This window comes from Streptomyces sp. YIM S03343 (assembly GCF_054729195.1).
On record NZ_JBPUKX010000002.1, the window covers coordinates 375,134 to 398,988 of the forward strand.

The 23,855-nt window shown below is 74.0% G+C and carries 15 protein-coding genes, 1 tRNA gene and 3 pseudogenes; 11 read left to right on the forward strand and 8 right to left on the reverse strand.

What is annotated here, in order from left to right; all coding sequences use genetic code 11:
• Positions 1-64: 64 nt before the first annotated feature.
• The 4 genes from ACSYGN_RS37460 to fdh all read left to right on the forward strand — a co-directional run bounded on the left by ACSYGN_RS37460 (position 65) and on the right by fdh (position 5,804).
• Complete coding sequence (locus ACSYGN_RS37460) at positions 65-280, forward strand: tautomerase family protein (protein WP_460404636.1); 216 nt, start codon at positions 65-67, stop codon at positions 278-280.
• Between the two features lie 71 nt (positions 281-351).
• Positions 352-1,365: a 4Fe-4S dicluster domain-containing protein gene (locus ACSYGN_RS37465; protein ID WP_460404638.1), complete on the forward strand. Its 1,014-nt coding sequence runs from the start codon at positions 352-354 to the stop codon at positions 1,363-1,365.
• Between the two features lie 113 nt (positions 1,366-1,478).
• On the forward strand, positions 1,479-2,390 hold the full coding sequence (gene nrfD / locus ACSYGN_RS37470; protein ID WP_460404640.1) for an NrfD/PsrC family molybdoenzyme membrane anchor subunit: 912 nt from the start codon (positions 1,479-1,481) through the stop codon (positions 2,388-2,390).
• Positions 2,391-2,543: 153 nt separating this feature from the next.
• Positions 2,544-5,804, forward strand: coding sequence for a formate dehydrogenase (fdh, locus tag ACSYGN_RS37475; RefSeq protein WP_460404642.1), 3,261 nt, complete (start codon positions 2,544-2,546; stop codon positions 5,802-5,804).
• Between the two features lie 36 nt (positions 5,805-5,840).
• On the opposite strand, the gene selD is transcribed toward fdh, so the two are convergent.
• Complete coding sequence (gene selD / locus ACSYGN_RS37480) at positions 5,841-6,857, reverse strand: selenide, water dikinase SelD (protein ID WP_460404644.1); 1,017 nt, start codon at positions 6,855-6,857, stop codon at positions 5,841-5,843.
• A 34-nt stretch (positions 6,858-6,891) separates the two neighbouring features.
• On the opposite strand from selD, the gene ACSYGN_RS37485 reads away from it, so the two are divergent.
• Positions 6,892-6,984 (forward strand) — tRNA-Sec (locus ACSYGN_RS37485).
• A gap of 35 nt (positions 6,985-7,019) precedes the next feature.
• On the opposite strand, the pseudogene ACSYGN_RS37490 reads toward ACSYGN_RS37485, so the two are convergent.
• Positions 7,020-7,232: pseudogene (locus tag ACSYGN_RS37490) on the reverse strand (SelB domain-containing protein); the annotation flags it as partial.
• On the opposite strand from ACSYGN_RS37490, the gene ACSYGN_RS37495 reads away from it, so the two are divergent.
• A complete protein-coding gene (locus tag ACSYGN_RS37495) occupies positions 7,155-7,394 on the forward strand; it encodes a hypothetical protein (protein WP_460404646.1) in 240 nt (79 codons plus the stop codon). The pseudogene ACSYGN_RS37490 and the gene ACSYGN_RS37495 overlap by 78 nt on opposite strands.
• Before the next feature lie 615 nt (positions 7,395-8,009).
• Here the strand turns inward: ACSYGN_RS37495 and ACSYGN_RS37500 are convergent.
• The 4 genes and pseudogenes from ACSYGN_RS37500 to ACSYGN_RS37515 form a co-directional block, all read right to left on the reverse strand.
• A pseudogene (locus ACSYGN_RS37500) lies at positions 8,010-8,762 on the reverse strand (GTP-binding protein); the annotation flags it as partial.
• A 402-nt stretch (positions 8,763-9,164) separates the two neighbouring features.
• A pseudogene (gene selA, locus ACSYGN_RS37505) lies at positions 9,165-10,544 on the reverse strand (L-seryl-tRNA(Sec) selenium transferase); the annotation flags it as partial.
• A 92-nt stretch (positions 10,545-10,636) separates the two neighbouring features.
• On the reverse strand, positions 10,637-11,236 hold the full coding sequence (locus ACSYGN_RS37510; protein ID WP_460404648.1) for an arsenate reductase/protein-tyrosine-phosphatase family protein: 600 nt from the start codon (positions 11,234-11,236) through the stop codon (positions 10,637-10,639).
• Positions 11,233-12,690 carry a tyrosine-protein kinase domain-containing protein gene (locus tag ACSYGN_RS37515; RefSeq protein ID WP_460404650.1) on the reverse strand — a complete coding sequence of 486 codons (1,458 nt, stop codon included), beginning with the start codon at positions 12,688-12,690 and terminating at the stop codon, positions 11,233-11,235. Before ACSYGN_RS37515 ends, ACSYGN_RS37510 begins: the two co-directional genes overlap by 4 nt.
• 463 nt (positions 12,691-13,153) lie before the next feature.
• On the opposite strand from ACSYGN_RS37515, the gene ACSYGN_RS37520 reads away from it, so the two are divergent.
• The 4 genes from ACSYGN_RS37520 to ACSYGN_RS37535 all read left to right on the forward strand — a co-directional run bounded on the left by ACSYGN_RS37520 (position 13,154) and on the right by ACSYGN_RS37535 (position 18,501).
• Entirely contained in the window at positions 13,154-13,621 is a 468-nt protein-coding gene (locus ACSYGN_RS37520; protein ID WP_460404652.1) for a hypothetical protein, read from the forward strand.
• Positions 13,618-15,501, forward strand: coding sequence for a DUF4012 domain-containing protein (locus ACSYGN_RS37525; RefSeq protein ID WP_460404654.1), 1,884 nt, complete (start codon positions 13,618-13,620; stop codon positions 15,499-15,501). The genes ACSYGN_RS37520 and ACSYGN_RS37525 overlap by 4 nt, the downstream gene beginning before the upstream one ends.
• A gap of 225 nt (positions 15,502-15,726) precedes the next feature.
• A complete protein-coding gene (locus ACSYGN_RS37530) occupies positions 15,727-17,178 on the forward strand; it encodes a sugar transferase (RefSeq protein ID WP_460404656.1) in 1,452 nt (483 codons plus the stop codon).
• A gap of 57 nt (positions 17,179-17,235) precedes the next feature.
• Positions 17,236-18,501, forward strand: a complete 1,266-nt coding sequence (locus ACSYGN_RS37535) for a hypothetical protein (RefSeq protein WP_460404658.1) — start codon at positions 17,236-17,238, stop codon at positions 18,499-18,501.
• Here the strand turns inward: ACSYGN_RS37535 and ACSYGN_RS37540 are convergent.
• Positions 18,498-20,792, reverse strand: coding sequence for a bi-domain-containing oxidoreductase (locus ACSYGN_RS37540; protein WP_460404660.1), 2,295 nt, complete (start codon positions 20,790-20,792; stop codon positions 18,498-18,500). The two genes, ACSYGN_RS37535 and ACSYGN_RS37540, sit on opposite strands and share 4 nt — an antisense overlap.
• Positions 20,793-21,131: 339 nt before the next feature.
• Between ACSYGN_RS37540 and wecB the strand changes: the two genes are divergently transcribed.
• Entirely contained in the window at positions 21,132-22,277 is a 1,146-nt protein-coding gene (wecB, locus tag ACSYGN_RS37545) for a non-hydrolyzing UDP-N-acetylglucosamine 2-epimerase (RefSeq protein ID WP_460404662.1), read from the forward strand.
• Between the two features lie 83 nt (positions 22,278-22,360).
• Here wecB and wecC read toward each other — a convergent pair whose 3' ends face one another.
• Positions 22,361-23,602, reverse strand: a complete 1,242-nt coding sequence (wecC, locus tag ACSYGN_RS37550) for a UDP-N-acetyl-D-mannosamine dehydrogenase (protein WP_460404664.1) — start codon at positions 23,600-23,602, stop codon at positions 22,361-22,363.
• Positions 23,603-23,855: the final 253 nt, after the last annotated feature.

Consider the following 23,855-nt stretch of genomic DNA (forward strand, 5'->3'; position numbering starts at 1 on the left):
ACCACGCTGGGCGGCGACCGGCGCCACCGAGGCGCGATCACCACCCACACCCAGGAGAACCACCGTGCCGTTCGCGAACTTCAAGGTCCCCGCCGGAAGCCTCGACGAGAAGCAGAAGGAGACGATCGTCACCCGCGCCACCGAGCTGTACGTCGAGATCTACGGCGAACGCGCCCGCGCCACCACCCTGGTCCTGGTCGAGGAGGTCCCCGACGGCAGCTGGGGCATCGGCGGCGGCGTGCTGACCCTGGCCATGCTCCAGGATTCCGCCGGGCACTGACGGCCGCGGAGGCGTTTCCGGTGCCGTGTCCGGGGCACCCGAGCCGGGCCCGGTAGCGAGGAGGTCCGGCCATGAGCGGCGACAGCGCAGCCGAGGGGGGCCGGGGGCAGCGGGAGCGCGGTGGGGTCGGCGCGGTGGGCTACGCCGATGCCCTACCGCGGGTGGGCTTCTTCACGGACACCTCCGTGTGCATCGGCTGCAAGGCGTGCGAGGTGGCCTGCAAGGAATGGAACGCGATCCCCGAGGACGGCCTGCTGCTGACCGGCATGTCCTACGACAACACGCAGGGCCTCGGCGCCGACACCTGGCGCCACGTGGCCTTCGTCGAGCAGCGCAAGCCGCCGCTGGGCGGGCACGAGCCGGGGGTGCCCCACGGCGGCGAGGACGTGGACATGATGGACACGGATGTCTTCGCCGCCGCCGCACATCTCGGTACCGCGCCGCCCGCGGCCCCGTCGGACGTCCCGGCCGGGGAGATCTCCCCCGTGGCCCCCGACGGCCGTACCGAGCTGCGCTGGCTGATGTCCTCCGACGTGTGCAAGCACTGCACCCACGCCGCTTGTCTCGATGTGTGCCCCACCGGCGCCCTGTTCCGCACCGAGTTCGGCACCGTCGTCGTCCAGCAGGACGTCTGCAACGGCTGCGGCTACTGCGTGCCCGCCTGCCCCTACGGCGTGCTCGACCAGCGGAAGGACGACGGGCGGGTCTGGAAGTGCACGCTGTGCTACGACCGGCTCGGCGACGGCATGGAACCGGCCTGCGCCAAGGCCTGCCCTACCGAGTCCATCCAGTTCGGCCCTTTGGAGGAGCTGAGGGAGCGGGCGGCGGGCCGCGTGGCCCAGTTGCACGCGGCAGGTGCCACCGACGCGCGCCTCTACGGCGCGGACCCCGGTGACGGCGTGGGCGGCGACGGCGCGTTCTTCCTGCTGCTGGACGAGCCGGAGGTGTACGGCCTGCCGCCGGACCCGGTCGTCACCATCCGGGACCTGCCGGACATGTGGCGGCACGCGGCGGCTGCAGCGGTGTCGCTCGCCGCGCTGGCCGTGACCAGTTTCGTCACCGGCGGTGCGAGGAGGCGGCGATGAGCGGCTCCCACGGCTCTCACAGCCCTCACGGCTCCCCCGCTCCCGGCCGGGACGCCCCCATCGGAGATCGCACCGGGCACCGCAGGCGCCGTCGCGGACGCGGTGAGCGGCTCATGGTGCCAGACGCCGAGTTCTCCTCGTACTACGGCCGGCCGATCCTGCACCGACCCACCTGGAAGCCCCTCGACATCGGCGGCTACCTCTACCTCGGCGGCCTCGCGGGCGGCTCCTCACTGCTGGCCGCCGGCGGCCAGGCCACAGGGCGTCCGGCGCTGGCCCGGGCGGCGAAGCTGGGGGCGGCGGGCGCCGTGTCGCTGTCGCTTGCCGCGCTCGTCCACGACCTGGGCAGGCCCGAGCGCTTCCTCAACATGCTGCGTGTGTTCAAACCGACCTCACCGATGAACATGGGCTCCTGGCTGCTGGCCGGTTACGCCCCCGCGGCACTGGCCGCCGCGGCGAGCGACGTCACCCGCCGGTACCGGCCCCTCGGCTCCGCCGCCACCGTCACGTCCGCCGCGCTCGGCCCGCTGGTCGCCACGTACACCGCTGTTCTGGTCTCGGACACGGCGGTGCCGTCCTGGCACGAGGGCCGCCGGGAGATGCCGTTCGTCTTCGCCGGGTCGGCCGCCACCACGGCAGCGGGTCTGGCGCTCACGGCCACACCGCCGGGGCAGGCGGGGCCCGCGCGGCGGATGGCGCTGCTCGGAGCGGGTCTCGAACTGGGCGCCTTCCGGCTCATGAGGCGCCGGATGGGGCTGGCCGCCGAGCCGTACGACGTGGGCCGGACACGCGTCCTGGTGCGCGGCGCGGGGATCCTCACGGCGAGCGGCGCGGTCCTGGCGGCGGTCGCGGGCCGACGGGGTGGCCGGGGCGGCCGGGCCCTCGCCGCGGTGGCCGGTGCCGCGCTGCTGTTCGGGTCGGCGGCGCTGCGGCTCGGCGTGTTCCGCGCGGGGGTCGCCTCCACCGAGGACCCGAAGTACACGGTCGTACCGCAGCGGGAACGGCTGCGGGCGGGGGAGGACTGAGGGTGTTCTCGCCCCCGCCGCCCCTTCCCGTTCCCGTCCCCGGGGGCGCTGCCCCCGGGCCCCCGCTCCTCAAACGCCGGAGAGGCTTAAGTCGTTTCAGCCGTTGCCCGGCGGGTATCCGGGCGGCGGTGACCGAACAGGAGGGACGACCCCATGGGCGTACGCACCTGGATCGAGGCCTGGCCGGTCTACCGCCAGCTCACCGGGACCGACCCGCTGGGCCGCGGGGCCGCCGCGCAGAGCGGGCGCAGTGCCCGGCTGACGCCGCGCACCAGGAGCGCGGACCGGGTGGTGAAGTCGGTCTGCCCGTACTGCGCGGTCGGCTGCGGCCAGAACGTCTACGTCGAGAACGGCCGGGTCACCCAGATCGAGGGCGACCCCGACTCCCCCATCTCGCGCGGCCGGCTGTGTCCCAAGGGGGCGGCGAGTCTCCAGCTGACCACCGGTGACGCCCGCGAGCACCAGGTGCTGTACCGGCGTCCTTACGGCACGGAATGGGAGCGTCTGGATCTCGGCACCGCGATGGAGATGATCGCCGACCGGGTGATCGCGGCCCGGCGCGCGGGCTGGCAGTGGGAGGTCGACGGCGCCCGGACCCGGCGCACCCTCGGCCTCGCGAGCCTGGGCGGGGCGACGCTCGACAACGAGGAGAACTACCTGATCAAGAAGCTGTTCACGGCGCTGGGAGCGATCCAGATCGAGAACCAGGCGCGTGTTTGACACTCCTCCACCGTTCCCGGTCTGGGAACCTCGTTCGGACGCGGCGGCGCGACCACCTTCCAGCAGGACCTCCAGCACGCCGACTGCATCGTGATCCAGGGCTCGAACATGGCCGAGTGCCATCCGGTCGGGTTCCAGTGGGTGATGGAGGCCAAGGCCCGCGGGGCGAAGGTGATCCATGTCGACCCGCGCTTCACCCGCACCAGTGCCCTGGCCGATGTGCATGTACCGCTGCGCGCGGGCAGCGACATCGCCTTCCTCGGTGGCATCATCAACCACGTCCTGAGCAACGACCTGTACTTCCGTGACTATGTGGTGGCGTACACCAACGCGCCGGTGATCCTGCGGGACGACTTCCGCGACACCGAGGACCTGGACGGCGTCTTCTCCGGTCTCGACCCGGAGCACCGCAGCTACGACAACTCCAGCTGGCAGTACGCGGGCATGGAGACGCAGTCGGCGTCCGGGGAGCGCGACCAGGAGTCCGAGGCACGCACCGGCGGCGGCAGGTCGGTGACCGAGGCGGCGCGCGGCGAGGCCCATGGCTCCGGCGGCGCGGACATCGGGGAGGGCGTGGCCCAGCGGGACGAGACGCTGACGCATCCGCGCTGTGTCCTCCAGGTCCTCAAGCGGCACTACGCCCGCTACACCCCCGAGACGGTCGAGCGGATCTGCGGGGTGCCGCAGGACCTCTTCCGTCAGGTGTGCGAGCTGGTCACCGCCAACTCCGGGCGGGAGCGGACGACGGCGTTCGCCTACGCGGTCGGCTGGACGCAGCACACGGTCGGTGTGCAGTACATCCGGGCGGCGGCCGTCCTGCAGAGCCTGCTCGGCAACATCGGCAGGCCCGGCGGCGGCATCCTCGCGCTGCGCGGGCACGCCTCCATCCAGGGCTCCACGGACATCCCCACCCTGTTCAACCTGCTCCCCGGCTACATTCCGATGCCGCACGCCCATCAGAACCAGGGGCTGGACGAGTTCGTGCGGGCGGGCGCGGCCCGCGGGGGCTACTGGGGCGGCATGCGCGCCTATGTGGTCAGCCTGCTCAAGGCGTACTGGGGCGATGCCGCCACGGCCGGCAACGATTTCTGCTTCGACCACCTGCCGCGGCTGACCGGGTCGCACTCCACGTACGAGACGGTCATGGCCCAGTTGGAGGGCACGTGCAAGGGCTACTTCCTGCTGGGTGAGAACCCGGCGGTCGGCAGCGCCAACGCCAAGCTCCAGCGGCTGGGCATGGCCAACCTGGACTGGCTCGTCGTACGGGACTTCTCCCTGATCGAGTCGGCCACCTGGTGGCGGGACGGCCCCGAGATCGAGACGGGTGAGCTGCGCACGCAGGACATCCGCACGGAGGTGTTCTTCCTGCCCGCCGCGGCGCACACCGAGAAGGACGGCAGCTTCACCAACACACAGCGGCTGCTCCAGTGGCACGACCAGGCCGTCGATCCACCCGGGGAATGCCGCAGCGAACTGTGGTTCACCTACCACCTGGGGCGGCTCGTCCGCACGCGGCTTGCCGCTTCCAGCGACCCCATGGACCGGCCGGTCCTGGACCTGACCTGGGACTATCCGGTGAAGGGCCGGTTCGACGAGCCCGACGCGGAGGCCGTGCTCGCCGAGATCAACGGCCACGACGCCGAAGGCCGTCCGCTGTCCTCGTACACGCAGCTCGCGGCGGACGGCTCCACCGCTTGCGGCTGCTGGATCTACTGCGGCGTCCGCGCCGACGGCGTCAACCAGGCCGCCCGGCGCAGGCCCGGCCGGGAGCAGGACTGGGTGGCTGCCGAGTGGGGCTGGGCGTGGCCCGCCAACCGGCGTGTCCTCTACAACCGTGCCTCCGCCGACCCGGACGGCAGGCCCTGGAGCGAGCGCAAGGCGCTGGTGTGGTGGGACGCCGAGCGTCAGCGGTGGACCGGCCACGACGTGCCCGACTTCCCCGCCGACAGGGCACCGCAGTACCGGCCCCCGCCGGACGCGACCGGCGCCGACGCCCTCTCCGGCACGGATCCGTTCGTCATGCAGGCCGACGGCAAGGCATGGCTGTATGTGCCCTCCGGCCTCACCGACGGCCCGCTGCCCGCCCACTACGAGCCGCAGGACTCGCCGTTCCCGAACCTGCTGTACGGGCAGCAGCGCAATCCGGTACGGCAGTTGCTGCCGCCGCATCCGGACAACCGGTACCAGCCGAGCGGCACCGAGCCCGGCTCCGAGGTGTTCCCGTACGTGGCCACCACCTACCGGCTCACCGAGCACCACACGGCGGGCGCCATGTCCCGCACGCTGCCCTATCTGGCGGAGCTCCAGCCGGAGTTCTTCTGCGAGGTGTCGCCCGAGCTGGCCGCCGAGCGCGGTCTGGAGCACACCGGCTGGGCGACGATCGTCAGCGCGCGGGGCGTCGTGGAGGCCCGGGTGCTGGTCACCGACCGGATGGCACCGCTGACCGTGCAGGGACGCAGGTTGCAGCAGGTCGGGCTGCCGTACCACTGGGGCCCGAACGGCTACAGCACCGGCGACGCGGCCAACGAGCTGCTGCATCTGTCCCTCGACCCCAACGTGCACATCCAGGAGGCCAAGGCGTTCGCCGTCGACATCCTGCGCGGGCGGCGGCCCCGGGGACCGGCGGCATTGGAGCTGGTGCGCGCCTACCGGAGGCGTGCGGGCATCGACGAGCACACCGGGACGGGGCTCTGACGGGCGGGAGTGCCGTGGCCTGCGGGAGCTCCCATGTCATCGAAGGATGATCGACCACTCCCCGCGAGGCACCAGTTCCCCGATCACCGGCGCCCCCGGCACCTCCCCGGCGACGAGCAGCCCGCCGGAGGTCTGTGCGTCGGCGAGGAGCAGCCGGGTGCCGGGGCCGGTGTCGCCGAAGTCGGTGTACGGCGTCACCCAGTCCAGGTTGCGCCGGGTGCCGCCGCTGACGTAGCCGTCGCGCACGGCCTCCCGGGCGCCGTCGAGGTACGGCACGGCGGCGGTGTCGAGCACGGCGGTGACTCCGGAGGCACGGGCCAGTTTGTGGAGGTGGCCGAGGAGGCCGAAGCCGGTGACGTCGGTGGCGCACCGTGCCCCGGCGGCCAGGGCGGCGGCACTGGCGTCGCGGTTCAGGGCGGTCATGACGGCGACGGCCTGCTCGAACCGTTCGGCGGTGGCCTTGTGGCGGTTGTTCAGCACGCCGAGGCCGAGCGGTTTGGTCAGCGACAGCGGCAGTCCGGGTCGTCCGGTGTCGATGCGCAGCAGCCGGGCCGGGTCGGCCAGTCCGGTGACGGCCATGCCGTACTTGGGTTCGGGGTCGTCGACGCTGTGTCCGCCGCCGACAGGGCAGCCCGCCTCGGCGGCCACGTCGAGTCCGCCGCGCAGCACGTCCCTGGCGAGGTCGAACGGCAGCCGGTCGCGGGGCCAGGCGAGGAGGTTGACGGCGAGGAGGGGCCGTCCGCCCATCGCGTAGATGTCGGACAGGGCGTTGGCGGCGGCGATGCGGCCCCAGTCGTAGGGGTCGTCGACGACGGGGGTGAAGAAGTCCGCGGTGGACACCACGGCGGTGCCGGGCTGTCCGGGCAGCAGGGCTACAGCCGCGTCGTCGCCGGTGGCGAGGCCGACGAGCAGCGGGGCGCCCGCTCCGGCGGGTGGGCGGGCCGTGAGTCCGGCGACGAGTTCCTCCAGTTCGCCGGGCGGGATCTTGCAGGCGCACCCGCCGCCGTGGGCGAACTGTGTGAGCCGTACGGGCGCTTGGCGGGTCGTTGTCATGCGGGTCTCCGGGGGAACTAGCCTGGCGGTCGGTGGAGGCGTGTGGGTGCCTGGTGGCCCTCCCGGTCTTCAAAACCGAGGTGCCCGAGGATCTCGGGCAGGCGGGTTCGATTCCCGTCCGCCTCCGCTCCCCGCGCCGGCCAGACACTGCCGTCGCCGCTCGTCGAGGCGTCGCGTGTACCCGCGCGCGTCGAGGCGTTCCAGCAGCGGTACGGCGACCCGGCGGGTGGTGTCCAGGGCGCGGCGGGCCTCGCTGAGGGTGAACGGCTGCGGCAGCCGGGCGAGTACGGCGGCGGCGTGGGCCTCGGCGCCGGGCAGCAGCACGATGCCGTCGGCGATCCGCACCAGTTCCCCGGCGGTCTCGGCGGCGGCCACCGCACGCCGGGTGAGGCCGAGGGCGGCGAGGCGGTCGGCCTCCGGGGCGCGGAACGGGGCCCGCGTCAGGTCGCGGCGTACGGCGTCTACGGCGGCCCGTACGGCGGGCGGCAGGGTCGGTCGCGGGCAGCTGTCGACGCCGTAGAGCCGTCCGCGCAGTAGGGTCAGCGCTGGGGTGTCCCGCACGAGGACGTCGACCAGCGCGCGGTCGGGCAGGTCCAGCCGGCGACGGGCGGCCTCGGTCGGCAGGCCGGGGTCGAGAGGGTGCTCCTCCGCATGGCGTGCCGCCTCGCTGACCAGGCGTTCGCGCAGCTCCGTCCAGTGGACGGGGTCGGCGAGCCAGTCCCCGGTGACGGGCGCCGACGGCGCCGGGACGCCCATGGCCAGCAGCTCACGGCACCGGACCAGCCCGCGCCGCCGCAGCTCCGCCGCCCCGTCGGGAACGCCCGTCATCGCCGCTAGGTCGGCCGCCCGGGCGCGTCCGGCGCCGCGCCGGGCGAGGAGTGGCGGCCGGACGTCCAGGACGGTGACGCCGCACGGTGTGCGCCGTCCGCCCGGTTCGCGCAGGACGGCGCGGTCACCGACCCGCAGGGGCAGCTCCCGGGCGAGCGTGAGACGGGCGGTGTCCTGTCCGAGGGGGCGCACGATCACCGGGACAGCAGCGGTTCCGATGTGCAGGGTGACGCTCCGGGGCAGGTCAGCAACCGGCTCCCCGGTGATCCGGACGTCGGCGAGGCGGGTGGTCAGCCAGCGATCGGGGGTCAGCAGGACGTCGCCGCGGCGCAGGTCCCCGGCACCGGGGCCGTGCAGGTTGACGGCGACCCGCGCAACGGCGCCCACTTCTCGCCGGTCCTCGTGCAGGGACTGGAGCGCGCGGACCCGCAGGGCCGTACCGTTGCCGCTCACCAGCCGGTCCCCGGTCCTCAGGGTGCCTGCTGCGAGGGTGCCGGTGACGACGGTGCCGTGGCCGGGGACGGTGAAGGCCCGGTCCAGCCAGAGCCGTACGTCCGCGTGGGCGTGCGGGGCGGGCAGCGCCGCCGTCACCCGGTCGAGGGCGGCGCGCAGTTCGCCGAGCCCCACACCGGTGACGGAGCTGACCGCCACAGTGGGTACGGCGCCGAGCGACGTGGCGGCCAGCCGTTCCGCCGCGTCGGCGAGTACCGGTCCGGGGTCGGCGAGGTCGCTGCGGGTGACCGCGAGGACGGCGTGGCGCACGCCGAGGGCGTCGAGGACGGCGAGGTGCTCCTCGGACTGGGGCTGCCAGCCCTGGTCGGCGGCCACGACGAACAGCACCGCGGGCACGGGCCCCACCCCGGCCAGCATGGTCGGCACGAACCGCTCATGCCCGGGCACGTCCACGAACGCGAGCGGCTCACCGTCCGCACCGGGCCCTGTCCACACGAAGCCGAGGTCGAGGGTGAGTCCTCTGCGCCGCTCCTCCTCCAGCCGGTCCGGTTCCATACCGGTCAGCGCCCGGACCAGGGCGGACTTGCCGTGGTCGACATGCCCGGCGGTGGCCAGCACCCGCATGACACCCACCTCCTACCCGTCCCCGACAGACCGCCGGGCACCGTCGGCCCCCGCGCGGGACGCACCGCCTGCCGCACAGGGCGCACCACCCGCCGCCACGGGGTCCGAGCCGTCCGCCACCGCACGCTCCACTCCGTCCTCCCCCGGACTCCCGGCCTCAGCCGCTCCACCCGGCACGTCGGCTTCCGCACCCGGCACGTCGTCCCCCGCCGTGCCCGCCCCCGCGGACACCGCCGCACGGGCCGTTCCGGCTCCCGTCGACCACACGGCCTCACCCACCTCCCGGGCCGCTCCATCCCCCGCAGCATCGGACGCCACCGAACGCTCCCCACCGTCCGCCCCAGAACGCCGGGCCTCAGCCGCCGCACCTGGCACGTCGTTCCCTATGGCGCCCGCCCCCGCGGACGCCGCCGCGGCGCGGACCGCGTCCGTCAGGCGGCCGTCGTCCCCTGGCGGCACCGCCCGCAGGTCGAGCAGGCAGCGCCCCGCCTCCAGCCGTCCGACGACGGGGACGCGTCCCGTGCGCAAGGCGGCCGCGAACGGCTCGGGCAGGGACAGTGCCGCGCTGGGCAGCGTCACGCCGGGTGCGCCGCCTCCGCCGACCGTGGCGTCGCTGTCCACGGCCCGTACGTCGAGCCCGTCCGCCCGGAGCCGGGCGGCGAGGTGGTCGGCGCGGGCCCGCAGTGCGGCGGGGTCGGCGGCCAGTGCCTCGGCGGTCGGGGTGGGCGGGCCGGTGAGCGTGGCCTCCAGGGCGGCGAGGGTCAGCTTGTCGACGCGCAGGGCGCGGGCGAGGGGGTGCCGGGACAGGGCACGGACCAGCGACTCCTCACCGAGCAGCAGCCCGCACTGCGGGCCGCCGAGCAGTTTGTCGCCGCTGGCGGTGACGAGCGAGGCCCCTGCCCGCAGCCGGCTCTCGGCGTCCGGCTCGTCCGGCAGCAGGGGGTGCGGGGCGAGCAGCCCGGACCCGATGTCCACGACGACGGGGACGCCGAGGGCGGCGAGTTCCCGCACGTCCGGGGTGCCGGTGAAACCGGTGATGCGGAAGTTGGAGGGGTGCACCTTCAGCACAAAGCCCGTGTCCGGGCCGATCGCGGCGGCGTAATCGGTCGCGGTCGTACGGTTCGTCGTCCCTACCTCGCGCAGTCGCGCGCCCGTGCAGGCCAGCAGGTCCGGCAGCCGGAAGCCGTCCCCGATCTCCACCAGTTCCCCCCGGCCGACCACGATCTCCTTGCCCGCCGCGAGCGCCGTGGCCGCCAGGACCAGCGCGGCGGCGCCGTTGTTGACGACGTGCGCCGCCTCCGCGGACGGCACCCTCTCGCACAGTGCCCGCAGTGCCGTACGCCCGCGGCGGGCCCGTACGCCCGTGGCAAGGTCCAGTTCCACGTCCGTCGGCCCGGCGGCCTCGGCCACCGCGTGCCGTGCCGCGGCCGACAGGGGTGCCCGGCCGAGGTTGGTGTGCAGCAGCACTCCGGTGGCGTTGAGCACCGTACGCAGCCCGCCGGCGGTGTCCGGGAGCAGGGCGGCCGCCTCGTCGGCGACGTGTTCCGGAGGCACCTGTCCGGCCCGCGCCCGCTCCTGCGCCTCCCGTACGGCGGCCTTGACGACGGACGCCCCGAGCCGCCCGGCTGCCTCGGCCAGTCGCGGGTCCCGCAGCAGGGCGTCGGTCCGCGGCACCCTCCGGCGGGCGTCGCCGCCGGACGGTACGGCGGCCTCGCCGGGGCCCGGTGCCGACGGCCGGTGCCGCCCGTCGTACGTCTCCCCCGGTCCGCCGCGTGGCTTCATACGGGTCCTGCCTCTCCGGCCCTCCGGCCTCCCTGTCTTCCGGACTTCCGGACTTCCGGACTTCCGGACTTCCGGCTTCGGCCGAGGGACGCTCACGTCTCCCGGTGCCCCGAGCCGGGCGTCCGACACACCTGGACGGCGGGCCCAGGGCCGCTCAGCAGCGCGGCAAGCACGCGCACCGTCCCGTCGATCTCGCGGGCGCATGCGTGGAGTTCGGCGTCGGGCCTCCCCCACGGGTCGGTGATGTCGTCGTCGCCCGGCGGAACCGGGGCGACGACGCCCCGGCGGGCGGCCGTGGCCGCGACCACCGCGTCGAAGCCGGTCACGGGCCGTGGGCCCATGTGGTCGTCCTCCGCCAGCCGTACGAACTCCTTCAGGGTGAAGCAGCGCCGCAGCGCCCCCGGCGCCAGCCGCACCGCCGCCTCCCGGTGCTCGCGGGCGAGTCCGAGAACCAGGGCGGCCTCCGTCACCAGCCGTGCGGTGAGCGGGCGGGCGGCGAAGCCGGAGCCGTCGCCGCCCAGGTGTTCCAGTGCCGTTCTGGTGGCGGCCTCCATGCCGGGGCGGGGCCGTGTCCGGGTCCCGGCGCTCTCCGGGTGCACCGGCGCGCCCGGTGGGAGCCGGGCGGTGAGGAGCCGTTCGGCGAGCACCGAGCGGTGGACGTTGCCGGTGCAGACGAACAGGACGCGGTTCACTCCTCGGCCGCGCCACATGTCCCCGTGGTCGTGGCGGCCTCCTCCCGCTGGGCCGACGGGCGGGGGGCCGGCAGCTCGCCGTACTGACCGTAGGCGCCGTAGGGGTCGCCCTTGGGGAGCGGGGCCATGCTGAAGACGGTGCCGAGGACCCGGACGCCCACCTGGTCCAGCGACTGCGCGGCCGTACGGATCTGCTCCCGGCGGGTGCTCGCAGCGCGGACGACGAGCAGCGCGCCCTGAGCGAGCGAGGCGAGTCCGACCGTGTCGGCGACCGGCAGCAGGGGCGCGGTGTCGACGATCACCACCTCGTAGGTGTCCGCCAGTTCGCGCAGCACCTCCGCCATGCGCGCGGAGGCGAGCAGTTCGGTGGGATTGGGCGGTACGGCGCCGCTGGTGAGCACGGCGAGGTGGCCGGGGGCCTGCTGCATCACGTCCTCGATGCCGGCCCGGCCGATGAGCACCGTGGTCAGTCCCGCGTCCTGGACGAGACCGAAGGCCGGGGCCACGCAGGGGCGGCGCAGATCGGCGTCGACCAGACAGGTGGTCACGCCCGCCTCGGCGAGCGAGAGGGCGAGGTTCACCGCGGTATTGGTCTTGCCCTCGCCGGGCACCGAACTCGTCACCACGATGATCCGGGGCCGGTCGTCGACCTGCGAGAACTGAAGGTTGGTGCGCAGCTTGCGGAACGCCTCGGCACGCTTGGAGTGGCCGTCGGCGGTGATGAGCGGGCGGCGGGGGGCGGTCCTGTCGTAGGGGATGGTGCCGAGGCCCGGCAGGGCGGTGAACTCGGCCAGTGCCTCGCTCGTCTTGAGCGTGGTGTCGAGCGTCTCGCGCAGGGCGACCGCCCCGGCGCCGAGCAGCAGCCCGGCGAGCACCCCGGCGGCCAGGTTCAGCAGCGGGCGGGGCGAGACCGGGGCGGCGGGGGCGACGGCCTCCTCGGTGACGCCCAGGGAGACGGGCGAGGCGGGCGGCTTCGCCGTGCCGGTTGCGGACGGCCCCCGGCCGGTCACGCTCCTCGGCGCCTCCAGGGTCTCGACGACCGCGCCGAAGCGACGCGCCACGGCGTTGGCGATGCGCGCCGCCCGTTTCGGTCCGGTGTCCTGCACGGTGATGTCGATGAGCACGGTGTTGACCGGGGCCTTCGCGGTGATCCGGGAGGCGAGTTCCTCCGGAGTGATGCGCAGGCCGAGCTCCCGCACCACGGGCACGGTCACCTGACGGGTGGTCACGATCGCGGCGTACGACTGCACACGCGCCTGCGAGAAGCTCTGCCCCTGGTTGAGCTGGGCGGTGTCCTCACCGGTGCGGGTGGCGACGAAGAGCTGGGTCTTCGCCTCGTAGAGCGGGGTGCTCAGGAATGTCGCGGCGAGCGCCGCCCCGACCGTGAGCACCAGGCAGACCAGGACGGTCGGCCAGCGTCTGGCAAGAGCCTTCAGGAATCCGCGGAGATCCAAGCTGCACCCCTCATAGCACCGGGGGAACCATCCGACCTGGGATGCTTTGTTCCCTTTGCGGAACCGAAGATAGGGACTCGCGCGCCTCATCCCGGGAAGCCACCCCACACCGGCCCGCCGAACTCATCCGGCGATGCCCACCGCCCGGCCGTCCGCGGGACCCGCATAACCCGTGCGTGGGAGGCACTGCACCATTCGCCGCGTTCCAGCCGACACCGACCCACATGATGTTGATATGTCTCGTTTATTCCATGTATCCAGATCCCGTTGCCCAGATCCCCAAACGGCCGCCGCCGCTACCTGGCAGGGACCGCAATCGAGGAGAGTGAACGAGATGACGTCATCGCCCGGATGGCGTGTCGTTCTGGCATCGGCAGCGTCGGCTGCCGCGCTTGTCGCCGGACCGATCGTCGGGGCCCAGACGGCCCATGCACAGGACCAGTCGTCGGCCCAGGTGTCGCAGGTGACGACACCCAGGCAGCCCTATCCCCCGCGGCCCGGGACGCTGACCCTCAGCGCCACCGTGGTGGAGGCCGGGGACCCCGTGAGTTTCACCGCCACGGGGTTCTTGCCCTTCCAGCGGGTCACCGTCGTGCTTCAGTCGTACCCGGTCGTCCTGGGCCACTTCCGGGCCGACAACCACGGGACGGTGACGGGGACCGTGACCATCCCTGCCAGAACCCGCCCCGGCCATCACCTCTTCCGGGTCATCGGCGACCACGGCCGCGCCCTGGCCGCGCACATCACGGTGCTGCGCGCGACCACCAGGTCGGGCAGCGACACCTCCGACGACAAGCCGGGCGGCACCGCAGGCCGCACGGACCTCGCGAAGCAGGACGGCACGAAGGCCCTGGCGCTCGGCGGCACCGCAGCCGGGCTGGTCACGGCGGGCGGCGGAACCCTGCTGGCCGTGCGTCGCCGCCGTTCATGACGGTGCACGACCCCCGTACGGCGCTCCCGCGGCGTCCCGGCCCCGGCCGGGACGCCGTCCCCATGCCCGCGGCGGCCCGCCCCGGCGACGGGACGCCACGCCGTCGTCGCGCGCTCAGGACCGCCCTGCTCGCCACAGCGGCGCTCCCGCTCGCCGGAGCCGTCTGGATCGGGGTCACCGGGCTGCTCGCCCGTTCTGAGCTGCTCGACGCCCAGCGGGACCTGGAAACCCTGCGGCGATCGGTGACACCGGCGTCCGGCTCCGCCACCGCTCAGACACCCGGCTCGCCCGGGGAGCGGGAGCGGGCGGTGCGCTCCGCCGCCGCCCATGCCGCGCGGGCGCACGCCCTCACCACCGGCCCGGCCTGGTACTCCGCCGCCCTGCTGCCCTGGCTGGGCGACCCCGCACGGACCGTGCGCGGCGCGGCGTACGCGGCCGAACGGCTGACCGGGGATGTGCTGACGCCGCTGGCGCAGGTCCTGCCCCGGACCGCGCAGGACGGCAGGGGCGGGATGTCCGAGGCGCTGACCGCGCTGGGGAAGCACGCGCCGGACATCGTGGCGGCCGACCGGGTAGCCGGCGAGGTGCGGGCCGACGTGCACGGGCTGCCGCGGTCCGGCTGGCTCCCGGCGGCCGACCGGGCCCGCGCCGTACTGGTGCGGCAACTCGACCGGCTCGCCCCGGTGATGTCCGACGCCTCCGTCTCGGCGCGCGTCCTGCCCTCCATGCTGGGCTCGCACGGGGAGCGGCGGTACTTCGTCGCGTTCCAGAACATCGCCGAGGCACGCGGCACCGGAGGCGTTCCCGGGGCCTTCGCCGTACTGCGCGCCGACAGGGGCAAGCTGTCCTTCGAACGGTTCGGCAACAACACCGAGATGGCCACGGCCAAGGCGGACGTCGATCTGGGGACCGATTTCACGGCCCGTTACGGCATCGCCGAGCCGACCCGGGTATGGGCCAACTCCGGTATGAGCCCGCACTTCCCCTACGCGGCCCGTATCTGGGCGTCGGCATGGCAGGAGCACACCGGTGAGCGGGTGGACGGGGTGATCGCCGTCGATCCGGCCGCGCTGGCCCGGTTCCTGGCGGTCACCGGTCCGGCCCGCACGACCGACGGGACCGAGCTGACCGCCGCCGACGCCGTGGACCTCACCGAGCGGGCCAGTTACGCGATGTACGACGACGTCGCCCGGCGCAAGGCGTTCTTCGTCGACGCCGCCCGCGCCGCCGCCGTACGGCTGATGGCCGCCACCGAGGACTCCCGGCTGCTGCCCGGTCTGCTCGTCGCGACGGACGGCGCCCAGCGGGACGGACGGCTCAAGGTGTGGAGCACCCACACCGCGGAGCAGCGGCTGATCGGGACACGGCCCTGGGCGGGCATGCTCCCGGACACGCCCGGACCGTTCGCCGGTCTGGTGGTGAACAACGCGGCCGGTTCCAAGCTGGACTACTACCTCGACCGCGGCCTCACCTGGAGGGCGGACGGTTGCTCCGGCGGCACTCACCGGGTCACCGCGACGGTGTCCCTGGCCAACGACGCCCCGCGCTCCGGTCTGCCCGGTTATGTCACGCTGCGGGAGGACCACCCGTCCTACCGCACCCGGCCGGGCGACAACCGGCTCCTGGTGTCGTACTACGCGAGCGTCGGCGCGGGCCTCACGGGCGCCGAACTGGACGGCCGCCCCGTGCAGCTGACGCCCGATGTCGAGCGCGGGCACCCCGTCTACACGCTGGACCTGGAGCTGCCCGCGCGCTCCCGCCGCACCCTGGTGCTGCATCTGCTGGAGCCGGGCACGGACCGGGCCCCCGCTGTCCTCCCGCAGGCCTTGACCAGACCCCTGCGGGCCGTGACGGAACCGGACGGCACGTGCCGTTCCTGAGCCGCGCGGTGCTCCGGCCCCTGCGCCCACGACAGTCCGCGTATTCCGCATATTCCGCATGTGCGGACGGCAAGGGCTCTTCCCATCGGGTGAGAGTTGCCCGGCGCCCAGCGTCGCGCACCCGAAGTCCATGGAAAGCCCACCACACTCGAGTCGTCCCTTTTGAGGGTTCTTGGAGGGCGGATGCGGCCGTACGGGGAGACAGTGCCCCAGGTGTCAGGGGCGGTGCCCGCACAGCCACATGCCGCCCCGGACCGGAGGCGGACCGAGCGCCGGAACGGCAGGCGCGTCCGGTACGTGCCCGCCGTCGTCGCCTGCGACGCCGCCGGTGCCGCCGTACCGGTCTACGCGGCTTTCGAGCTGACCGGCGGCACCCGTGCCGCGGCCTACGCGGCGGTGGCGGCCGGGGCCTGGCTGCTGGTGCGCGCGGCGCGCGACCGCTACCGCGAGCACGGCGGGCGCGAGCGCGACGGACTCGGTCCCGCGCTGCGGGACTGGCTGGTGCTGATCGGACTGCTCGCGGTGGTACGGGCGGCGACCGGCGAGGAGTCGCCGTTCCCCGTCGCGCTGGCCGCCCTGGTGCCCTGCGCCCCGGCGAGCGCCCTCGCACGGAACCTGATCCACCGTCACCTGGTCGCCCGGCGCTGTGACGGCCTGGCCTTGCGCCGCGCCCTGGTCATCGGCGAGGCGGCCGCCGTCGACGGTCTGGTGAGCCATCTGGCGTCCCGAACCGACCACGACCTCGCCGTCGTCGGAGTGTGCCCGGTGGGCGATGAGGCCCCGCACGGTCAGACCCCCCTCGCCGCCCGCCTCGCCGGGCAGACACCGCGACTGCCGTCCGCCGACTCCGGACCGGTGCTGGAGGCGGCCCGGCGGCTCGGCGTGGATGTCGTCCTCGTCGTACCGGGCCCCCGTCTGACCGGGACACGGCTGCGGCGGCTTTCGTGGGCCCTGCACGGCGAGGAACGCCCGCTCCTGCTGGTGCCCGGCCTCACGGAGGTGGCGGGGCGCCGGGTGGGTGTCGGCTCCGCCGCCGGGCTCACCCTGCTGAACGTGGCCCCACCGCTGGAACGGGGACTCGCGGCCCTGCTCAAGTCGGTGACGGACCGGCTGGGCGCGGCCGTGCTGATCGTGCTGCTCGCCCCGGTGTTCGTAGCGGTGGCCCTGGTCGTACGGCTGGACTCCCCGGGCCCCGTGGTACACCGGCAGATCCGCATCGGCCGCGACGGCAAGCCGTTCACCATGGCCAAGTTCCGCACCATGGTCGCCGACGCGGAGCAGCTCCGGCAGCGGCTGGCTGCCGCCAACGAGCAGGACGGCCGGATGTTCAAGATCCGCCGCGATCCGCGTGTCACCACGGTCGGCCGGGTGCTGCGCCGCTGTTCGCTCGACGAACTGCCGCAGCTGTTCAACGTCGTGTGCGGCCAGATGTCCCTGGTCGGTCCGCGCCCGCCACTGCCCGACGAGGCCGCCTGCTACGACGAGGTCGAGCGGCGCAGACTGGCCGTCAAGCCGGGGCTCACCGGACTGTGGCAGATCAGCGGCCGCTCCGACCTCTCCTGGGACGAGACAGTCGCCCTGGACCTCGGATACGTGGACAACTGGTCGCCGTCGGTGGACCTCGAGGTGCTGTGCCGGACGGTGGGAGCCGTCGTCACGGGCCGGGGCGCGTACTGAGCCACCGCCAGCGGCCGGACACCGACGCAGCCACCCACCGACCGACTCGGAGACCGCATGCCGCCCCTGACCCCCGCCGGCCACTCGTCCCTCGACCGCTCCGGGCAACCGGAGGACCGCCTCACCCCGTCCGGCGGGACCACGGACGTCCTCACCCTCGCCGACCGGCTGTTCCGCTGGGCCGACGCCCGCGACTGGGCGGGCCCCGACCCGTACGACGGGCTGACCGGCCCGCTGGGGCGGCTGGCCGGGCACCGGGTGCTGCGGCAGGCACTGCTTCAGTCCGTCAAGCGCAGCCGGTTCGACCTGCGTCCGGTCCTGCGCATCCGTCCTCTGCGCACCGCCACGGCGACCGGTACGGCGGCCGGTGCCTGTGCCCGGCTCACGGCGTCCCCCATGTGGCGCGAGCGCGCGCTGCGGCTGGGCCGGCTGACCGCCGCCGAGCAGCTGACCGGGCGTTTCGCCGGGCTGTGGCGCTACGAGTTCGACGTGCAGACCCGCTGGGCGTACTACCCCGCCTCCGTGCCCAACCTGGTGGCCACCGCATTCTGCGCGGACGGCTGCCTGGACACCGGGACGCTCGGTGACGACGCGGTCCGCTCGCTCGCCGACGGCCTGCTGGAGCACCTGCACAACGGCGACTTCTTCACCTACACACCGACCAGCAGCGTCCTCGTCCACAACGCCAACCTCATGGGCGCCGCGCTCGCCGCCCGGCTGGCCCGCACGGGGACGGTGCCCACCGGGACGGCGGAGCGCCTGGCCGAGGCCGCCCGCGGTGCCGCCGAGGTGAGTCTCGGCGGCCAGCACCCCGACGGCTCGTGGCCGTACGGCCGAGGTCCGCGACTGGGCTGGGTGGACGGCTTCCACACCGGGTATGTGCTGCTGCGCCTGGAGCAGGTGGGACGGCTGCTCGGCATCGATGTCGGGCGCCCTCTCGAACGGGGCACAGAGTACTGGCTGCGGCATCTGTTCGACGGGCCCCTGCCCCGCTACTTCGCGGACGGCGCGAGCGGCAGACGGGACCCGAACAACGACGCGACGGCGGTACGCACGGCGGCGTGGGCGGCCCGGCACGGGTTCGTGCGGGCAGGTTTCCCGGGGGAAGTGCTGGCGGCTGTCATCGACAACTACCCAGGGATCGGCAAACACCGAGGGCTCGGCGCGGGGGTGCGGCGGCCCGGCTCCGTACGGAACCGCGCGCTGTGGGAGTCGCCCCGGTGGAGCGCCGCTCCCCTGCTGGACGCGCTGACCGCCCTGCACACCGACCTGCCGGACCCCTGCCGGGCCGAGGCGGTGTCACCGGCAACGGCCGCCCGTTAGCCCGCCGGGAGCGGTGCGTCGGCCGGGTGCGCTGCCACTCCGTCCGGCTCCGGTGCGCTCTCGTCATCGGGGCCGGGAGGCGGACACCCCAGTGCCCTGGCGAGAGCCGGTGTGGCGGGGGCGCACGACACCGGCCGGTCCTCGGTGAGCGAGCGGGCCGCACGGCAGGTGACGAGCGAACTCCACAGCGCCGAGGCGAAGTCGGCGGCGGCAGCGCTCTCCGCGTCGAGCGTCTCGTCGCGGACGAGACGGACCAGGCAGCTCATCTCGGCCGCGTGTCCCTTCGGGCCGCCCCGGTACTTCCGGACGGCCGCCCGGCCCCCCTTCCACACGGTGAGCGAGCGGAAGTCGTCGATCCGGGCCGCCACACCGTCGGCGGCGACCTCAAGGAGTTCCTTGGGAGCGCCCGGCGGGGTCAGCCCTCCGTACACCACGGAGGCGGTCGACCCGTCGTCGTACATGATCTGGAGGGTGACGCTCTGCGCGGTGGCCGGGTTCCCGGTGTCCGTGCCGAGCGCCCGCACGCCGACCGGCCGGCCGGGGACGAGGAAGCCCGCGGTGTCGACGAAATGGCACACCTCGCCGAGCAGCCGTCCGCCCTGCCGTGGCTCGAAGTACCAGTGGTCCGCCGGGAGCCGCCCCGCAAACACCCGGTGCACGATCTGGAGGGGCGCGCCCGGGGGAAGCGCCGCACGCAGGTCCCGTACGGCGGGGGCGAAGCGGCGGTTGAACCCGGCCATCGCCGGGGCGCCGGAGGCCAGCCAGGCGTCGGCGAGGTCCTCCAGTTCCGGCTCCGTGAGGCCGAGCGGCTTCTCGCAGTACAGGGCGGTGCCGCCGCGCAGCACCCGCGCCGCATACGCGCCGTGGCTGTCGTGGCGGCTGAGCACCATCACGCAGTCCGCGTCACCCGAGGCGAGCCCGGTCTCGACGCTGTCCGCGACGGTGCCGAAACCCCAGCGGCGGCCCTGGTGGGCGGCGGACAGGCCGCGCCCGCCGGCGACCCAGGAGAAGGCGGCGCCGGGTTCCCGCCGCAGCGCCGGGAAGAGTGTCCGGGTCGCGAAGTTGCCCGCGCCGATCGCCGCGAAGCGTGCCGTGCCCCGGGCTGCTGTCCAGGCGCGGGGGGCCGCGGACAGGGCGGACGGGGCGGGCGGGGGCGGGAGCTGCGCGGTTCCGGCGTAGCGCAGCAGCAGGGCGACGCTGCGGCCGGCGGATGACGGCTTGAGCGCCTCGTAGGCGTCGGCCGCCTCCTCGACGGGGAAGACCCGCGGCCGGAGCCGGGCGAAGTCCACGGCGCCGGTGGCCAGGAGCCGCAGCACCTCGGCGAGGTTGCGCCGCTCGGTCCAGGGGACGTAGCCCTCGGGGTAGGGGTGGCCGCCCTCTTCGTAGCGGGGGTCGTAGCGGCCGGGGCCGTAGGAGCGGGCGTAACGGACCGACAGTTCCTTGTGGTAGTACGACGATCGTGGTGGCGTCACGGCGACATCGCCGACGACCACCACGGTGGCGCGGTCCCGGGCGAGACGGCCGGCGAACTCGACGGGGTCGGCGCTGGACGTGGCGGCGGTGACGAGCACCGCGTCGGCGCCGGTGCCGCCCCAGTGCCGGGACACGGCGTCGGGCAGGCGGTCCGTATCACGGGAGAAGGCCGCCAGCCCCGCCGCTGAGGCGAGCGCCACCATGGCGGGGTCGGGATCGATGCCGAGCGCGTCGTACCCGTAGGTGCGCAGCAGTTGGAGCGTGATCTGCCCGACCAGGCCGAGGCCGATGACGGCGATCCGGGAGCCCGGCACGGCCTCGGCCTGGTGGATGCCGTGGAGCGCGATGGCGCCGACCGTCGCGAAAGCGGCCCACCGGGTGTCCACACCGTCCGGCACCGGGACGACGAGGTTGCGGGGCACGGCGACGATCTCCGCGTGCGACGCGTAGCGGGCCCCGGCGGCGGCCACCCGCATACCGGGGCGGATGTCGTCGACGCCTTCGCCGGTGTGCAGGACGGTGCCCGCGCAGGAGTAGCCGAGCTGCACCGGGCGGTCTAGGCGGTCCTGGACGGTGCGCCAGGTCTCGGCGAGACCGGTGCGCTTGACGCTGTCCAGCACCTGGGCCACCTGGTCGGGCCGCTGCCGTGCCTTGCCGAGCAGGCTCTGCGCGCCGGTCGAGACGGTGGCCCGTTCGGTGCCCGCGCTGATGAGCGACCAGTCGTTGCGGATCACCACCGTGCCGGGCGCGGTCTCGGGGGCGGGGATCTCTCCCACCGTGACGGCGCCGGTGCGCGGGGACAGGAGCACTGTTTTCATTTCCTGCCTTTTCGGGAGGCGTTGGCGGGAGGTCTTGGCGGGATGCCTTGCGGGGGCCCTTGCGGGATGCCTGGCGGGCGACCTCGACGGGCGGGGACCACGACCCGCCGCGCACTGTAGACAGCGCGATCCGGAATGCCTCCCGTCGTTCCCGCGGAACGGACCGGACGGGCGAACATCTCCATGCGGTCGGGTGAAAACGCCTCTGGCCTGGCCCGATCGATCGGTCGTGACCGCTTCCCTGATGCCCGGCGGGCGTTCCCGCGCTCCGGGAGTCCACGGCCGTCGAGGGAGGCCGCCCCCGGCGGCGGTCCGGCGCCCGCCCGGAAGGAGATTCGGGTGAAGCGACTGATGGTGGTCTACGGGACGAGGCCCGAGGCCATCAAGATGGCGCCCGTCATCGAGGCACTCGACCGGTCCCCCCTGTTCCGGCCGACGGTCACGGTGACCGCCCAGCACCGCGGACTGCTCGACCAGGTGCACGCGCTGTTCAGCATCGACGCCGAGCACGATCTGGACATCCTCAGCGAGCGCCAGTCCCTCTCCGACATCACCGTGCGCGTCCTCGACGGGCTGTGCCCGCTGCTGCGGCGGGAGCGCCCGGAAGCGGTGCTGGTCCAGGGGGACACCACGACCGCGTTCGCCGGTGCCTTGGCCGCGTTCTACAGCCGGGTGCCCGTGGTCCATCTGGAGGCGGGGCTGCGCACCCACGACCGGTACTCCCCGTTCCCCGAGGAGATCAACCGCCGGCTCGCGACCCAGCTGGCGTCGCTGCATCTGGCGCCGACCCGGCACGCCCGGGACAACCTGCTGCGGGACGGTGTCGCGGCGTCCTCCGTCGTGGTCACCGGGAACACGGTCGTCGACGCCCTGCACCGGGCGGTCGCGCACGCCGCGCCGTACGGGGACCCGGCGCTGGCAGGACTCGACGACACCGCCCGCCGGGTCCTGCTGGTGACGGCCCATCGCCGGGAGTCGTGGGGAGGCGCGATGGAGTCCATCGGCCGCGCGCTCGCCGATCTGGCCCGGGCCGAGCCCGGCCTCCTCGTCGTGCTCCCGCTGCACCCCAACCCGGTGGTGCGGGCCGCGATCCTGCCCCAGGTCGACGGTCTCGGCAACGTCCTGCTCACGGAACCGCTGGACTACGGGGCGTTCGCCCGGCTGATGAACCGCGCCCACCTCATCCTGACCGACAGCGGAGGCATCCAGGAGGAGGGACCGGGGCTGGGCAAGCCCGTGCTGGTCATGCGGGACACCACCGAACGTCCCGAGGCGGTGCGGGCGGGCACCTCCCGTCTGGTGGGCACCGACCGCGAGCGCATCGTCAAGGAGGTACGGCGCCTGCTGCACGACCGGGAGGCGTACGCCGCGATGGCGAGGGCCGTCAACCCGTACGGCGACGGGCGGGCCGCGGAACGCACCGTAGCGGCGATCGGGCACTGGATGGGGCTGTGCGGACGCCCCGCGGAGTTCGGCGCGGTTTAGGTGTTGGGACCATGCCGCGGACGCGGGCCCTGGCACGCGCCTCCGCGGGTCTGAAGCCGCACCGGGCCCGCGGAGGACCGCCCTCAGCTCCAGAAACCGCGCGTGTCGAAGACGGCCTTGCCGCGCAGTGCGGTGCGTCTGACGCCTCGGAAGGCGTCGTGGTCCACGAGCAGGACGACGATGTCCGCGTCACGCACGGCGGTGGCGGCGTCGACGAGTTCGGCGCCGCTCGCCCCGGCCAGTGAGGGGGGCAGCTCCGCGATGTGCGGCTCGGCGATCAGCAGCCGACCGGTCCGCCGCCCGGCCAGCTCCGTGGCGATGTGCAGGGCGGGGCTCTCCCGCAGGTCGTCGATGTTCGCCTTGAAGGCCAGTCCGAGGCAGGCGATGACGGGGTCGTTGAACCGCCCGGCCGTCCGCGTGATCTCGTCGAGGATGTGAGTCGGCCGGTGGTCGTTGACCTCGCGGGCGGTCCGGATGAGCCGGGCCTGCCGGGGTGCCGCGCCGACGACGAACCAGGGGTCCACGGCGACGCAATGACCGCCGACGCCCGGCCCGGGGCGCAGGATGCCGACGCGGGGGTGACGGTTGGCCAGCGCGATGACCTCGCCCGCGTCGACGCCGATGTGGTCGCAGACCGCGGAGAGTTCGTTGGCGAAGGCGATGTTGACGTCGCGGAAGGCGTTCTCGCTGAGCTTGGCCATCTCCGCCGTCGTGGCGTCGGTGAGCAGGCACTCCCCCTTGGCGAAGACGTCGTAGAGCGTGCGCGCCCGCTCCGCGCAGCCCGCCGTGACACCTCCGACGACCCGGTCGTTGGTGACGATCTCGGTCATCGCCCGGCCCGGCAGGACACGTTCGGGGCAGTGGGCGACCCGCACATCGGGTGTGTCGGCCGTCTCGTGGGGGAACGTCAGGTCGGGTCGGTGGGCGGCCAGCACGCGGGACAGCTCGACCGTGGTGCCGGGGGGCGAGGTCGACTCGAGGACGACGAGGTCCCCCGACTTGAGCACCGTCGCCACGGACGCCGCCGCCGCCCGGACGTACGACAGGTCCGCGGTGCGGTCCCCCTGGAGCGGGGTGGGGACGGCGACGACGAAGGCGTCCGCGGGCTCGGGCGCGCCCGTGGCGCGCAGCCGCCCCGCGGACACGGCGTCGGCGACGGCCGCCGCCAGATCCGGTTCGGCGAACGGGGCGCGGCCGCCGTTGACGTGCGCGACGGTGAGGGGGTCGATGTCGACGCCGATGACGTCGATGCCGTTCCCGGCGAGCGCGGCGGCGGTGGGCAGACCGATATAGCCGAGGCCGACCACACAGACAGTGGAGAACACCTGGTGAATTCCTTTTCGGTGGGCGATCCAGCTCGCCGTCATGGTGTCAGACCGATTTCCGGCCGGCGCAGGTGAAAGGCCGGAACGCCACCGATCGGACCTCTTTCCCCATGGATTTCGCTACGCCGGACGAGTGAATCGGCGGTATGCGCACGCTCCCTTCGGGCCGGGTGATTCCGCTCGTGGATAACGTGCGCCCATGAGTCGTACCGCTGCGGGAACGGGGGAAAGGGGCGCGCCCGGAGTGCCGGGG